This window comes from Collimonas sp. (assembly GCF_035566375.1).
GTDB lineage: Bacteria > Pseudomonadota > Gammaproteobacteria > Burkholderiales > Burkholderiaceae_D > Collimonas.
Genome location: NZ_DATMRK010000029.1, coordinates 23,002 through 37,198, shown reverse-complemented (window position 1 = coordinate 37,198; position 14,197 = coordinate 23,002). Strand labels below are relative to the sequence as shown.

Genomic DNA, 14,197 nt, shown 5'->3' with positions numbered 1-14,197 from the left:
GACGAATGCGCCGCGGATTGATTTCCTGCGGACCGTCCTACTAGGAAACGAGCATACACCGATTTTTGCGGATGACGGCGGTATCGATGCGTGGCGTAGGTGCGCTGGCGCACAGAATTCACCGCTTGCCAGGCATATCTTGTTGGTAGGTCCTGCCGGGATAACGCCCAGACCTGCACTCAAGTGCAAGCGACGAATACGGTATTTCCCATTGAATGGAGTCTGATATGAAACTGAAAACAATTATTTCCGCCCTCATGGCTATATCCCTGGCCACAGGAGGTTTTGCCTTTGCTCAAAATTATGGCGATCGCAATGAGCAGCAACAACGCAACGATCAAGGCGATCGTCGCGACAACCAGAAATGGCAGCAGGACCATCGCGATAACCAGGGACGGCCGCAAGATAATCGCGATAACAGGGGCCGCGGGCAGCTCAGCGGCGAACAACGCGGTGAACAACGCGGCGAGCAACGAGGTGAGCGGCAAGGTGAACGAGGCGCGGGCCCCGACCATCAGTTCTACCGAGGCCAGCGCCTGCCGCCCGAATATCGCAACCGTCAATACGTGGTCGATGACTGGCGCGGCCACCATCTGAGTGCGCCGCCACGCGGCTACCATTGGGTGCAAGCCGGCGGCGACTATGTGCTGGTGGCGAATTCCAACGGCGTCATCTTCCAGCTTTTTCTGAGTAACTGATAAAACTGCGCCTGCCGTCTTGCATCTGATGGCAAACACACAGGCCCTTCTGATCAGGCGATCAGAAGGGCCTGTGTGTTTGCTGTGTGAGAAAGCAGCTCATTCTCCCAGCGTCAAAAACATCGTCAATACGGCAAGCGCCATGACCCCGGTGCAGACCCAGCCCAATATCTTCAATCTGACGCTGATCACGAATTGCCCCATGATTTTGGGTTGCGCCGCCATCAGCATCATGACCGCCATGATGGGTACCGAAATGACGCCGTTGATGACCGCGCTCCAGTACAGCGCCTTGATCGGATCGATGGGCGTAAAACAGAGCGCCACACCGATGGCGGTTGAGACCGCAATGATGCCGTAGAATTTTTTGGCTAGCAGAGGTTTCAACTCCAGGCCGTTTTTCCAGTGGAATGCTCCCGCCATGGCGTAGGCGGCGGAACCTGCCAGTACCGGAACCGCCAGCAGCCCGGTGCCGATGATGCCGGCGCTAAACAGCCAAAAGGCAAACTCGCCGGCGATCGGCCGTAGCGCCGACGCCGCTTGCGCCGAAGTCTGGATATCGGTAACGCCGTGCAGGCCGAGCGCCACCGCCGTGGTCAGCATGATGAAGTAGGCGACGATATTGGAAAACCCCATGCCGATAATGGTGTCGATCTTGATCCGGCGAAAGTTGGCGTTAGCCTGGTCCGGCGCATCTCGCAACGGTTTTGCTTCCGGCCTGGCTTGTTGCTCCTGGACTTCCTGCGAGGCCTGCCAGAAAAACAGATATGGGCTGATGGTGGTGCCGAAGACCGCGACCATCGTCGTGATATAGGCCGGCTTCCACGATAAGCGCGGCCAAGCGGTTCTGGTGAAGACTTCGGTCCACGGCGTATGTACCACGAAGGCGGTGGCGACATAGGCCAGCAAAGCCAGCGTTAGCCATTTCAATAAACGCACGTAGCGATTGTAGGGGATGAATATTTGCAGCAACAGCGACAGTGCGCCGAACCCCAGCGCATAAAAATGCGCGGGGCCGCCCGCCAGCAGTCTCAAAGCCTCACCCATGGCGGCGACATCTGCTGCGATATTGATGGTGTTGGCAATCAGCAGCAGGCCGACGATGGCATATAGCAGCCAGGGCGGATAGTGGCGGCGGATATTGGTGGCCAGGCCGTGGCCGCTGACGCGACCGATTTTTGCACTGATAACCTGAATCCCGACCATCAACGGATAGGTGAAAAACAAGCTCCACAGCAGATTGAAGCCGAACTGCGCCCCTGCCTGCGAATAGGTGGCAATGCCGCTAGGGTCATCGTCGGCGGCGCCGGTAATCAAGCCTGGCCCGAGTTTTTTCAGCCAGGATTGTTTTGAGGTCGGCATTGTCATTGGTGGGCTGTCTGTCGGAAAGTCAGTCTTTTTAGCCGATTGGCCATTCGCCCGGGTCCGGCGCCTGCCTGTCGTGCGCATCGGTTATAGCAGGTATTTCATGCTATTGCTAAAATGAATCCTACGGCGCGAAGACTATTCAAGTCTGTACGCTGGCCCACTAGTCCGGTGGCGCCGGAATCCTGTGTGCGAATGTTATGAGCTTGCTAAAAAATTCTCCTGTTTGTTGCGCGGCTGCGTCAGCGCTATGTGCGTCAGCGCACCGATTTCTCATCCTGTTCGTCATACATTGAGCGCATTGTATTGGCGTTGCTGAAACCCGCTTGACCACCAATTCGAGGAGAATATTTTGTTGGAATCAAATTTGAAAGCCGTCAATGATGACGTGAAGAAGCTGACCAAGGACGCGCAAGCCTTATTCCAGGCAGCCGCTGAACTGAGCGGAGAGAAGGCAGACGAAATGCGCAATCGCGGCATGCGTTTGCTCGACAGAGCCGTGCTTACAGCCCAGGATGCGCAAGCCAGCGTCAGGGTCGCCGGCAAGCAGATGGCGGATTCGGCGGAGAGCTATGTGAAAGAAAATCCATGGGGCGCGTTAGTGACAGCCGCCGGCATCGGATTTTTGCTTGGGGTGATCATTACCAAGAAATAGCGCTATTGCTGTGGGTAGCGATAGCAGATTGTGCACCGGCCTCGAAGGGCGCGGCGTGGCGCAAATCGCGCCACGTTTTGCTTGATTGCGGAAGTGTTTTTAAAGTCGCCCGGTCAGCAACATGACGATCAGGATGATGACCAGCAAGCCGGTGATCCCGCTCGGGCCATAACCCCAGCTACGGCTATGTGGCCAGCTCGGCAAAGCACCGATGACAATCAGGATCAGCAAGATGAGTAAGATGGTGCCCATAGTAGGCTCCTAGAGAAGTTAAACGGCTGGTGAGCAAGCAAGAACGCAGAGCTTGCAACAGGAACTTAGTGCTGTGATTTGCCGTGATTCATCCACCAGCTAAGTCTGCAACCAAGGTATGCCGGAAAGATCACAAGGTCTGTGCGCTGCCGTACAAAAGCGGAGCGCAGTGCTGTCGATATTTACAGTGGTAGGATTGAACAAAACATGGTCTGATCGAAAACACTGCGTTTATTGTGACAGAATACAAAGTCCAACAGATGCCGGCAAACCGTTCTGCACACCGTCTGGAGATTGCAATGCGTACCGAAACAATTGGCGAATATGAAATCGAATATTCTGGAATCCAATTACCTGACAGCGAAGACTGGGTCGCCAACCTGGCGATTTATGCGCCATCCACCAATCCCATGCATAGAAATGATATTTTCCCGTCGCAACGGGTGGCGGTTGACAGCGTTTTTCCCAGCGAACAGGAAGCCGAGGCGGAGGCGCGCGTGTTTGCCCTTTCGCTGATAGAAAAAGGAAGAAAAAGAGAGACCTGACGGGCGACGAAACAGGCGATGAAAAAAACGCTTGGCGCAGCCAGTTCGTAGCCAGTATCCGGAATAAAGATTATTCAGCGAGGAGATGCACAATGCAGCTAGGGATGATTGGATTGGGGCGCATGGGCGCCAATATGGTGAGGCGCCTGACCAAGGGCGATCATCAATGCGTGGTGTATGACTTGCACCCCGAGGCGGTCCAGGCGCTGCTGCATCCCGGCGCAACAGGGGCTTCTTCGCTGCAGGATCTGGTCAGCAAATTAAGCCGGCCGCGCGTGCTGTGGCTGATGTTGCCGGCGGCCGTGGTGGATCAGAACCTGGCCTTGCTGACGCCTTTGCTGGAGGCCGGCGACATCGTCATCGACGGCGGTAATTCCTACTACCACGACGATATCCGCCGTGGCGCCGAACTCAAAGCCCGCAACATCCATTACGTTGACGTTGGCACCAGTGGCGGCGTCGCCGGTTTCGATCGCGGCTATTGCCTGATGATAGGTGGCGAGAAAGAAGCGGTGCAGCATCTGGCGCCGATTTTTGCCACGCTGGCGCCGGGCGTCGATGCCGCCAGCGCCACCCCCGGCCGCAACAGGTCAGATAGCAGCGCCGAGCAAGGTTATCTGCATTGCGGCCCGCAAGGCGCAGGACACTTCGTCAAGATGGTGCACAACGGCATCGAGTACGGCATCATGGGCGCCTACGCCGAGGGTTTGAATATTCTGCGCAACGCCAATGTCGGCAAGCGCAGCGGCGGCGATGCGGATGCGGAAACAACCCCGCTGCGCCATCCGGAATATTATCAATACGACCTGGATCTGCCCGAGATCACGGAACTTTGGCGGCGCGGCAGCGTGATCGGTTCATGGTTGCTGGATCTCACCGCCGGCGCGCTCTTGAACTATCCGAAACTCGAACACTATGCCGGCCACGTATCGGATTCAGGCGAAGGGCGCTGGACCATCAACGCTGCCATCGATGAGGCGGTGCCGGTGCCGATTTTGAGCGCCGCGCTGTTTGCGCGCTTCAGTTCACGCGGCGAGGGTGATTTTGCCGCCAAGGTGTTGTCGGCGATGCGGCAGGGATTCGGCGGCCATGTAGAAAAGCCGGCTGATCCGACAAAGCAACAACGGGACTGACGACGGCAGCGTAAAAAATGTCACTGTCCACTGCCCAGGAAAAATATCATGCAAATAAACCCCCTGGCCGGCAAGCCAGCGCCTTTGGCGTTGCTGGTGGACGTGCCGAAACTGGTCTCCGCTTACTACACGAATAGCCCTGATCCGGAAGTGCCTGAACAGCGTGTCGCTTTCGGCACCTCGGGTCATCGTGGCTCATCCTTCGAGCTCAGCTTTAATCAAGCGCATGTGCTCGCCATTACCCAGGCGATTTGCGCCTACCGCAGCAAGCAAGGGATCAACGGCCCCTTATTCCTCGGCATTGATACTCACGCACTGTCGGTTCCCACTGCCGCCAGCGCACTTGAAGTGCTGGCTGCCAACGGCGTTGATGTGATGCTGGCGGAAGGCGATGAATACACGCCGACGCCGGCGGTTTCGCACGCCATCCTCAAGTACAACCGCGGGCGTAGCAGCGGCTTTGCCGACGGTATCGTGGTCACGCCGTCGCACAATCCGCCGCAGGATGGCGGCTTCAAATACAACCCGCCGAACGGCGGCGCCGCCGATACCGATGTCACCGGCTGGATCGAAACCGCAGCCAATGCACATCTGAAAAACGCTCTCAAGGATGTCAAACGCATACCGCTGGAGCGAGCCTTGCGGCTGTCCACCACGCATCGCTACGACTATTTGAATACCTATGTGAATGAGCTCGACCAGGTAATCGACATGGCCGCGATTCGCAGCGCCGGCATCCATCTCGGCGTCGATCCGCTGGGCGGGGCCGGCGTGCATTACTGGCAAAGAATAGCTGAGCGCTACCGGTTGAACCTGAGCGTGGTCAGTGACGAAGTCGACCCAACCTTTCGCTTCATGACGGTGGATTGGGATGGCCGGATTCGCATGGATCCGTCATCGTCTTACGCCATGCAACGCCTGCTTGGAATGAAGGATCAATACGATATTGCCTTCGCCTGCGATACCGATCACGACCGCCACGGCATCGTCACCAAAAGCGCCGGCCTGCTGCCGGCCAACCACTATCTTGCAGTTGCCATCGACTATCTGTTCCAGCATCGCGCCCTATGGTCGAAGACGGCCAGCGTCGGCAAGACCGTCGTCAGCAGCCAGCTCATCGATCGTGTCTGCGCCAGGTTGCAGCGCCATCTGTACGAAGTGCCAGCCGGTTTCAAATGGTTTGCCGACGGCTTGAGCGATGGTTCACTCGGGTTTGGCGGTGAAGAGAGCGCAGGCGCCACCTTTCTGCGGCTTGACGGCGCGGTCTGGACTACCGACAAGGATGGCCTGGCGCCGGCCTTGCTGGCGGCAGAGATCACGGCGCGCAGCGGCCGCGATCCGGGGGAAATCTATCGCAAATTAGCCGCCGAGCTGGGTGATCCTGTCAGCACCAGGGTCGAGGCCAGCGCTACGCCGGCGCAGAAAAAAATGCTGGCGGCGCTATCGCCGCAGCAGATACACAGCAGCGATCTGGCCGGTGAAAAAATTCAAACTATCCTCAGCCAGGCGCCCGGCAACCACGCTGCGATTGGCGGCATCAAGGTAGTCGCCGCGAACGGCTGGTTTGCGGCGCGGCCGTCCGGCACGGAAGATATCTACAAGATCTACGCCGAGAGTTTTCAGGGCGAAGAGCATTTACAGCGCATCGTGCAAGAGGCGCAGGCGATTGTCGATGCCGCGCTGGCTGGCAGTCCGCAAGCGCCGCCTGGTGCCAACAAATGAGCCGCAAAGCGCTGACACTGCCCGCCGAGCTGGATATGCTGCAGCGCGAATCGTTCAGCTATTTCATGCACGAGACCAATCGCTGCAACGGCCTGGTGATCGATAAAACCGCGCCCGGCTGGCCCGCTAGCATTGCCGCCGTGGGCCTGGCGCTGGCGGCATATCCGGTGGCGGTGGAGCGTGGCTTCATCTCGCGTACGGCGGCGCTCAGGCGGGTGTTGCGGACTTTGCAATTCTTCTGGAACAGTCCGCAAGGGCCGCAGCCGGACGCCACCGGCTATAAGGGTTTTTATTATCATTTTCTGGATATGCAAAGCGGCCGCCGTGCGTGGCAATGCGAGCTGTCGACCATAGACACCACTTTTCTGCTGGCAGGCGCTCTGACTGCGGCCGCCTATTTCGATGCGGCCAGTACGATCAGTGCGGACGAAGCGGAAGTGCGGCGGCTGGCGGAAGCGCTGTATCTGCGGGTCGACTGGCCCTGGGCGCAGGATGGCGGTAAGGCTGTGTCGATGGGCTGGAAGCCGGAATCCGGCTTTTTGCGCAGCCGCTGGGATGGCTACGACGAGGCGTTGCTGCTATACGTGCTCGGACTGGGTTCGCCGTCGCACCCGTTGCCGGCGGATAGTTATTGCGACTGGACCGCGGCCTATCAATGGCAGCATAACTACGGCTACGATTATTTCTATTCGGGCGCCATGTTCACCCACCAGCTATCGCATATCTGGGTGGATTTTCGCGGCATACAGGATGGCGCCATGCGCAGCAAAGGCATCGATTATTTCGAGAACAGCCGCCGCGCCACCTTGGTCCAGCAGCAATATGCGATAGCCAATCCCGGAGGCTTTGCCGGCTACGGCGAGTATTGCTGGGGCATCACCGCCAGCGACGGCCCTGGTCCGGCGGTACTTGAGGTCAACGGCGTCAAGCGCGAGTTCTACGATTATATGGCGCGCGGCGTGCCGCATGGTCCGGATGACGGCACGATTGCGCCGTGGGTGGTGGTGGCCTCGCTGCCGTTTGCGCCTGAAATTGTGTTGCCGACCATCGCCTATTTCGTGCATCAGGTCGCACTGAAAACCGGCAACCCTTATGGCTTCAAAGCCACTTTCAATCCGAGTTATCCATGCAATTGCGCTAACCCATATGGCTGGGTCTCGCCCTGGCATTTTGGCATCGACCAGGGGCCGATCATTTTGATGATAGAGAACTACCGCAGCGAAATGCTATGGCATTTGATGCGCAACTGCCCCTATATTGTCACCGGCTTGCGACGCGCCGGATTCAGTGGCGGCTGGTTAGGGAGTGCTTAGTTAGGGCCGAACTAAGGCCAGCGCCCGTTGGCACACATTAGCTACGCTAAAACCGTATTCGCGCATCACAATTTCACCCGCAGCCGAGGCGCCGAAATGCTCCACGCCGAGCACCTCGCCATGCGCGCCGACATAACGATGCCAGCCCTGCGTCACGCCGGCTTCTACCGCCAGTTTTGCGCCAACCGCGGGTGGCAATACCGAATCGCGATAGGCCTGTGGCTGCTCATCGAACAATTCCCAGCTTGGCATCGAAACTATCCGCGCCTGGATGTCTTGCGCCAGCAATTGCTGGCGCGCAGCGACAATCAACGCCACTTCCGAACCGCTGGCAATCAGGATCAGATCCAGTTTGCCGTCTGGCGCATCGGCCAGAATGTAAGCACCGCGCCGTAACTCTTCGGCCGCAGCAAATTGGGTGCGATCCAAGGTCGGCACATTCTGCCGTGTCAATACCAGCGCCACCGGCCGTTGATGCGATTGCACCGCTACTCGCCAGGCCACCGCAGTTTCGTTGGCATCAGCCGGGCGCAGCACCAGCAGATTGGGGATCGCGCGCAAGCCGGCCAGTTGCTCCACCGGTTGATGGGTGCCGCCGTCTTCACCCAGCGCGATGCTGTCATGGGTAAACACATAAACCACGTGCAAGCCCGTCAGGGCGGCGAGGCGGATCGCCGGCCGCATGTAATCGGAGAACACCAGGAAGGTGGCGCCGAACGGCAAAGCGCCGCCATGTGCCGCCATGCCGTTGAGAATCGCGCCCATGGCGTGTTCGCGCACGCCGAAATGCAAGTTGCGGCCGGTGTAACTCCAGCCGGCGCTGTCAGAACCTTGCCTGTCGCCGGCGGTGATGTCGTCAGCTTCGAAATCGCCCAGTCCTTTCAATGCGGTATAAGTCGAGGGATTCAGATCTGCCGAGCCGCCGATCAGTGCCGGCAGATGGGCGGCGATAGCATTCATCACCAGGCCCGATGCGACCCGGGTCGCGATGCCTTTGGCGTCCGCTGGAAAGTGCGGAATAGCGGCGTCCCAGCCAGGCGGCAAGGCGGCTGCGCCACCTTGCATAAGTTGCTGCAATTCCAATCCAAGCACGGGGAATTGTTGTTGGTAGACGGAGAATTTTTCGCGCCAGGCCGATTCAATCTTTTGTCCCAGTGCATTGGTTTCCAGAAAATGCGCAGCTGCTGCTTCGGGAATATAAAAAGAAGGCTGTTCTGGCCAGCCGAGTTTCTGTTTGGTCAAACGCAGTTCTTCGACCCCGAGCGGAGAACCGTGCGCTTCGAAACTGTCTTGTTTATTGGGCGAGCCGTAACCGAGATGCGTGCGTACCAGTATCAGAGAGGGTCGTCTGGTCTCACCGCGAGCGGCGTCCAGTGCACGCGCTAGCGCCGCCAGATTGTTGCCGTCTTCTACCGTTTGCGTGTGCCAGCCATAGGCGTCGAAGCGCCGTGCGCGATCTTCGCTAAAGGTGATGTCGGTGCCGGCGGAAAGCGTCACCCGGTTGTCGTCGTACAGGTAAATCAGTTTTCCCAACTGCAAGTGGCCGGCCAGCGACGCCGCTTCCGAGGCGATCCCTTCCATCAGGTCGCCGTCGCTCACGATGCCGTAGGTAAAATGATTGACGATATCCAGGTCGCCGCGATTGTAGCGCGCCGCCAGATTCGCCTCCGCCATCGCCATGCCGACGCCGTTAGCAAAACCCTGGCCGAGCGGCCCGGTAGTCACCTCGACGCCAGGTGTCAGACCGCGTTCCGGATGGCCCGGCGTGCGGCTGCCCCACTGCCGGAATTGCTGAAGCTGCGCCAGCGGCAGATCGTAACCGGTGAGATGCAACAGACTGTATAGCAGGGCCGAACCGTGGCCTGCCGAAAGGACAAAACGATCGCGGTCGAACCAGTGCGGATTAGCGGGATTGTGTTTGAGAAATTGTGTCCACAGCACATAGGCCATCGGCGCCGCGCCCAGCGGCATGCCGGGATGGCCGCTATTGGCTTGCTGTACGGCGTCGACCGCCAGGAAGCGCAAGGTATTGATGCACAAATCGTCGAGTGTAGAAGCGGCAAGCGTTGAGCTCATTCGGCAACTCCTTGAATTCGACAGGTGGATTTGCTGCTGCAGTCCGATGCAAGTGTACTTAAAGGCGCACTCAAAAGCGCAAGCAAAGAAGATAGCATTCTTTGCGACGTTTTTCGTCGGTTTAATGTAACTGACCTGGCAGGGGAGTTTGATGAGAGTGGTGCTGGTATGTTTCCCGACCGCCAGCCCCGGTAGTCCGATATTTACACTCACTTCTTCCGATGAAACTGTCTGGAAAACAATCTCGTCTTCAAAGCGCACGCAGCGTACTTATCGCTAAGCTTAAACTACCAGGCTTCGGAGGCCGGGCAGGGAAGATGGGAGTACTTTAGCTAACTGCCGCGGGATTATCTGTGCGCTAAGTAACATAGAAAAATTTATATTTTTTGACCAGGGAGATCGCGCTGGAAGTGGTTTGTGCCGGCAATTTCTTCCTTGTTTCTTTCATGGATATCGGTGTGCCGCCGATTGCCGCTTTCAGGATTTTGCGCGATACAACGCCAACTCTTCAGTCAGCGCCCTGGCTATGCTCGGGCGTTGCAACTGCCGCGCATAATAATCTTTGACTTGCGGCCACCGCGCCAGATCGATGGCGCAATGCGGCGCCCAGTTAAGCACGACGAACAGATAGGCGTCGGCGACGCTGAAACGGTCGAGCAGGAAATCGTGGGTAGTGAAATGTTCCTGCAAGTGGCCGAGACGCAAGACGACTTGTTCGCGGGCGTAATCCTTTACCGGCTCCGAGGCGTCCGGATCAAGCAGCGGGAAAAACAAGCCTTTGTGCAGTTCGGTGCTGATGAAACCCAGCCATTGCTGCATCCTGGCGTGCTGCAAGCGGTCCACCGGCGCTAGATGTGCTTCAGGGAAAAGTTCTGCAACGTAGGGCAGGATAGCGGTGTTCTCGGTCAGCAGAGAGCCGTCGCCGGTGCGCAATACAGGCACTTGCCCGAGCGCATTGATGGCGTAAAAATCGGAACCGTCCTGCAATAGTTTTTGTTTTAGATCGACCTGGATATAGTCGATTTTTGCATCAGCCTCATAGAAGGAAATCCGGGTAGCCAGCGAGCAGGCGAGCGGAGAAAAGTATAGATTCATCTGGAACTCCCTTGGGTTAAGTGTCTGTATTAGGTGTCTATGTTTGGTGTTTTGTACTATAGTGTACAAAAATACCTTTGTCACTATTTTTATACTGTATGGAACAAAAAGAAAACAAGCGAGCCCGAGGCCGGCCGCGCGCTTACGATCCGGAGCAAGCCTTCTCTAGCGCACGGGATGTGTTCTGGCGCTCCGGCTATGCCGGCAGCTCGCTGGACGACCTGAGCGCAGCCACCGGCATGAACCGGCCCAGCTTATACGCCGCCTTCGGCGACAAGCACGCGCTGTATCTGCAAACGCTGGATCGCTATATCGAGGCCAGCCGCCAGAAGATGGATCAGGTGTTGGCCGCCGATCTGCCCTTGGCGCAAGCTTTGCAGCGCATATACGATCTGGCGCTGGCGATGTACCTGCCGTCCGGCGACCAGGCGCGCGGCTGCCTGCTGATCGGCACCGCGGCGACGCCGGCACTGGCGGATATCGAAGTGCGCGACAGGCTGGGCGATGGCTTGCGCAGTTTCGACCAGGCTTTTGAGATACGCTTGCAACGGGCGCTGGAGCAGGGCGAACTGGCGGCCGGCGCGGAACCGGCGCTGCTGGCGAAACTGGCCTCGGCGATTTTGCATACCTTGGCGCTGCGATCGCGCGCGGGCGATACCCGTGCATCGCTGGAGGCGACCGCAGCGGCCGGGGTCAAGCTGATCTGCGGCGTCTAGAGGAGAGAGAATATGTTCAATTTCGATCCCAATCATTATCCTTACGCCTCTCGCCGCAGCGCGGTATACGCCAAACGCGGCATGGTCGCCACTTCGCAGCCGCTGGCGGCGCAAGCCGGGCTGGCGGTGCTGCAAGCCGGCGGCAACGCAATCGATGCGGCGATCGCCACCGCCGCTGCGCTGACGGTGGTCGAGCCGACTGCCAACGGCATCGGCGGCGACGCCTTTGCGCTGATCTGGCATCAAGACCAATTGCACGGCTTGAACGCCAGCGGCGCTGCGCCGCAGGCCATCTCCATCGACAAACTGCGCGCCGCCGGCCATCAAAGCATGCCGAAGTACGGTGCGCTGCCAGTCACCGTACCCGGCGCGCCGGGGGCATGGGCCAGCATGGCCGAGCGCTTCGGCAAGCTGCCGTTGCAGCGCTCCATGGCCGGCGCCATCGCGCTGGCGCAAGACGGTTACCCGGTATCGCCGACGGTGGCGTTCGCCTGGCAGCAGGCTTACAAATTATTTCGCCAGGAATTCAAGGAAGCACATTTTAAATCCTGGTTCGATACTTTCAGCATGCATGGCACGGGCGCCGCAGGCGGCACGGACAGCATCGGCGGCCGGGCGCCGCGTGGCGGTGAAGTCTGGCGTTCGCAAGACCATGCCGATACCTTGCGCGCGATCGCTGCCGACAATGGCGCCAGTTTCTATCGTGGCGCATTGGCGGAAAAGATCGCCGCTTGCGTACGCGCCGCCGGCGGTTACCTGGATAGCGCCGACCTGGCGGCATTCCAGCCGCAATGGGTAGCACCGATCAGCAGCCATTATCGCGGTGTCGATGTCTGGGAGATTCCGCCCAACGGCCACGGCCTGGTGGCCTTGCTGGCATTGAATATCCTGAAAGGTTTCGATTTCAGCGAACGCGATACCTTGTTGACCTATCACCGTCAGATCGAAGCCATCAAACTGGCCTATGCCGACGGCCTCGCGCATATCGCCGATAGCGGCCATATGCAGGTTGCGGTCGAGGATCTATTGTCCGACGCTTATGCTGACGAGCGACGCCAGCTGATAGGCGCGCGTGCGGCCTTACCGTTGGCCGGCCAGCCCTCGCGCGGCGGCACCGTGTACCTGAGCACTGCTGATGACGAGGGCAATATGGTGTCCTTCATCCAGAGCAATTACATGGGCTTCGGCTCTGGCCTGGTAGTGCCGGGAACCGGCATCGCCCTGCATAACCGCGGCAACAATTTCACGCTCGACGCCGCCCATCCGAATTGCCTGGCGCCGGGCAAACGGCCTTATCACACCATCATCCCGGGTTTTCTGACCAGGAATGGCAAGGCGCTAGGCCCGTTCGGCGTGATGGGCGGCTTCATGCAGCCGCAGGGGCATGTACAGATGGTGATGAACACGATCGACTTCGGCCTCAATCCGCAAGCCTCGCTGGACGCCCCGCGCTGGGAATGGGAGGGGGTTGACAATGTCAGCATCGAGCATGGCAACCCGGAGCATTTATTCCGCGGCTTGCGCGGCCTCGGGCATGAGGCGTCCTGGTCAGCTAACCAGCTCGGTTTCGGCCGTGGCCAGATCATCTGGCGCGATCAGCACGGCGTGTTGTGCGGCGGCACCGAGCCGCGCACCGACGGTTGTGTGGCTGCTTGGTAAAATGAGCGGCCTCTTGCTGCGGGCCTGGCGCTGTGCCTTGAATTGAAAATATTAAATCGATAATGGAAACCAAGATGCCTGAAGCGGTCGAGCTCCAACATATTTACCCCGTCATCATGACGCCTAGCCATGACGGCAAGTTTTTCCAGAACTATGTGACATCGTTATTGAATTTTACGATTCAAGCCGAACGCGCCGGCATGCCATTGCAGATCATGATGCGGCAAGGCGAAAGCCTGGTGACGCGGGCGCGCAACCAATGCGTCGCCGATTTCCTGGCTAACCCGCAATGGACCCATTTGTTCTGGATCGACGCCGACATCGGATTCTCCGCCGAAGCTGCTTTCCGATTGTTGCGTTCAGGTTACGACATCGCGGCCGGAGTCTACCCGTTCAAGCGGGAGAACTGGCCGCAGCAAGGTCTGCCGGCAGGCACTACCCAGCAGCAATTCGAAGCGGGCTACACACAGTATCCCGTGAACGCCAGGCTGGCCGAAGGCGACAACGAGATCCATCTGACGATACAAGCCGACGGCTTCCTGCGCATGGACGAAGCACCGACCGGATTTATGGTGATCAAGCGCTGCGTATTCGAGCGGCTGATCGCCAGCTACCCCGAATATAACTACGTACCAGATACCATCGGCGTCCCCGATCAGGGGCTGCATTACCGCTTCTTCGACGTCATGGTCGATCCTGTTACACGCCGCTATTTGTCGGAAGACTACGGTTTCTGCCGACTATGGTCAGGGCTCGGCGAGTCGATTTACATCGACGCCAATTCAAACCTGACGCATCAGGGCGCCAAGTTGTACCGGGGCGATTTTGCCAACTCCTTGCTGACTTCCTTACCCCACGCGATCGGCGGCCCGCGTGGGGTTCAGATGCGGCTAAAAGGAGCGGAGTATTTGCAGCCGAATCCTGCGCCGTTTTGACTGGCATTGCGCTGCAAGAATCATCTGACCCCA

At 58.6% G+C, this 14,197-nt stretch carries 13 protein-coding genes; 9 read left to right on the top strand and 4 right to left on the bottom strand.

All coding sequences use genetic code 11. The features are described from left to right. Window positions 1–227 precede the first annotated feature (227 nt). Window positions 228–698 carry an RcnB family protein gene (locus VNZ60_RS08290; RefSeq protein WP_325657996.1) on the top strand — a complete coding sequence of 157 codons (471 nt, stop codon included), beginning with the start codon at window positions 228–230 and terminating at the stop codon, window positions 696–698. A 99-nt stretch (window positions 699–797) separates the two neighbouring features. Here the strand turns inward: VNZ60_RS08290 and VNZ60_RS08285 are convergent, their stop codons facing one another. Next, window positions 798–2,066, bottom strand: coding sequence for an NRAMP family divalent metal transporter (locus VNZ60_RS08285; RefSeq protein ID WP_325657994.1), 1,269 nt, complete (start codon window positions 2,064–2,066; stop codon window positions 798–800). A gap of 349 nt (window positions 2,067–2,415) precedes the next feature. On the opposite strand from VNZ60_RS08285, the gene VNZ60_RS08280 reads away from it, so the two are divergent. Continuing rightward, entirely contained in the window at window positions 2,416–2,718 is a 303-nt protein-coding gene (locus VNZ60_RS08280) for an ElaB/YgaM/YqjD family protein (protein WP_325657993.1), read from the top strand. Window positions 2,719–2,817: 99 nt separating this feature from the next. Here the strand turns inward: VNZ60_RS08280 and VNZ60_RS08275 are convergent, their stop codons facing one another. Beyond that, window positions 2,818–2,970, bottom strand: coding sequence for a DUF3309 domain-containing protein (locus tag VNZ60_RS08275; RefSeq protein ID WP_325657991.1), 153 nt, complete (start codon window positions 2,968–2,970; stop codon window positions 2,818–2,820). Window positions 2,971–3,206: 236 nt separating this feature from the next. Here VNZ60_RS08275 and VNZ60_RS08270 point away from each other — a divergent pair, with 236 nt between their 5' ends. The 4 genes from VNZ60_RS08270 to VNZ60_RS08255 all read left to right on the top strand — a co-directional run bounded on the left by VNZ60_RS08270 (window position 3,207) and on the right by VNZ60_RS08255 (window position 7,683). Beyond that, entirely contained in the window at window positions 3,207–3,515 is a 309-nt protein-coding gene (locus tag VNZ60_RS08270) for a hypothetical protein (RefSeq protein ID WP_325657988.1), read from the top strand. 92 nt (window positions 3,516–3,607) lie between these two features. Next, window positions 3,608–4,648 (top strand): phosphogluconate dehydrogenase (NAD(+)-dependent, decarboxylating), encoded by a 1,041-nt coding sequence (gene gnd, locus VNZ60_RS08265; protein WP_325657986.1) that lies wholly within the window; start codon window positions 3,608–3,610, stop codon window positions 4,646–4,648. 48 nt (window positions 4,649–4,696) lie between these two features. Continuing rightward, window positions 4,697–6,370, top strand: a complete 1,674-nt coding sequence (gene pgm, locus VNZ60_RS08260) for a phosphoglucomutase (alpha-D-glucose-1,6-bisphosphate-dependent) (protein WP_325657984.1) — start codon at window positions 4,697–4,699, stop codon at window positions 6,368–6,370. Next, window positions 6,367–7,683 (top strand): glucoamylase family protein, encoded by a 1,317-nt coding sequence (locus tag VNZ60_RS08255; protein WP_325657982.1) that lies wholly within the window; start codon window positions 6,367–6,369, stop codon window positions 7,681–7,683. The genes pgm and VNZ60_RS08255 overlap by 4 nt, the downstream gene beginning before the upstream one ends. Here the strand turns inward: VNZ60_RS08255 and tkt are convergent, their stop codons facing one another. Then, window positions 7,684–9,759 (bottom strand): transketolase, encoded by a 2,076-nt coding sequence (gene tkt / locus VNZ60_RS08250; protein WP_325657980.1) that lies wholly within the window; start codon window positions 9,757–9,759, stop codon window positions 7,684–7,686. It abuts the gene before it with no gap. A 477-nt stretch (window positions 9,760–10,236) separates the two neighbouring features. Further along, the gene (locus tag VNZ60_RS08245; RefSeq protein ID WP_325657978.1) at window positions 10,237–10,854 is read right to left on the bottom strand and encodes a glutathione binding-like protein; all 618 of its coding nucleotides are present in this window, start codon (window positions 10,852–10,854) and stop codon (window positions 10,237–10,239) included. A gap of 98 nt (window positions 10,855–10,952) precedes the next feature. Here VNZ60_RS08245 and VNZ60_RS08240 point away from each other — a divergent pair, with 98 nt between their 5' ends. The 3 genes from VNZ60_RS08240 to VNZ60_RS08230 all read left to right on the top strand — a co-directional run bounded on the left by VNZ60_RS08240 (window position 10,953) and on the right by VNZ60_RS08230 (window position 14,164). Further along, the gene (locus VNZ60_RS08240; protein WP_325657976.1) at window positions 10,953–11,570 is read left to right on the top strand and encodes a TetR/AcrR family transcriptional regulator; all 618 of its coding nucleotides are present in this window, start codon (window positions 10,953–10,955) and stop codon (window positions 11,568–11,570) included. A gap of 12 nt (window positions 11,571–11,582) precedes the next feature. Then, window positions 11,583–13,229, top strand: a complete 1,647-nt coding sequence (locus VNZ60_RS08235) for a gamma-glutamyltransferase family protein (protein WP_325657974.1) — start codon at window positions 11,583–11,585, stop codon at window positions 13,227–13,229. A gap of 74 nt (window positions 13,230–13,303) precedes the next feature. Continuing rightward, a complete protein-coding gene (locus tag VNZ60_RS08230; RefSeq protein WP_325657972.1) occupies window positions 13,304–14,164 on the top strand; it encodes a hypothetical protein in 861 nt (286 codons plus the stop codon). The last annotated feature ends 33 nt before the right edge of the window (window positions 14,165–14,197 follow it).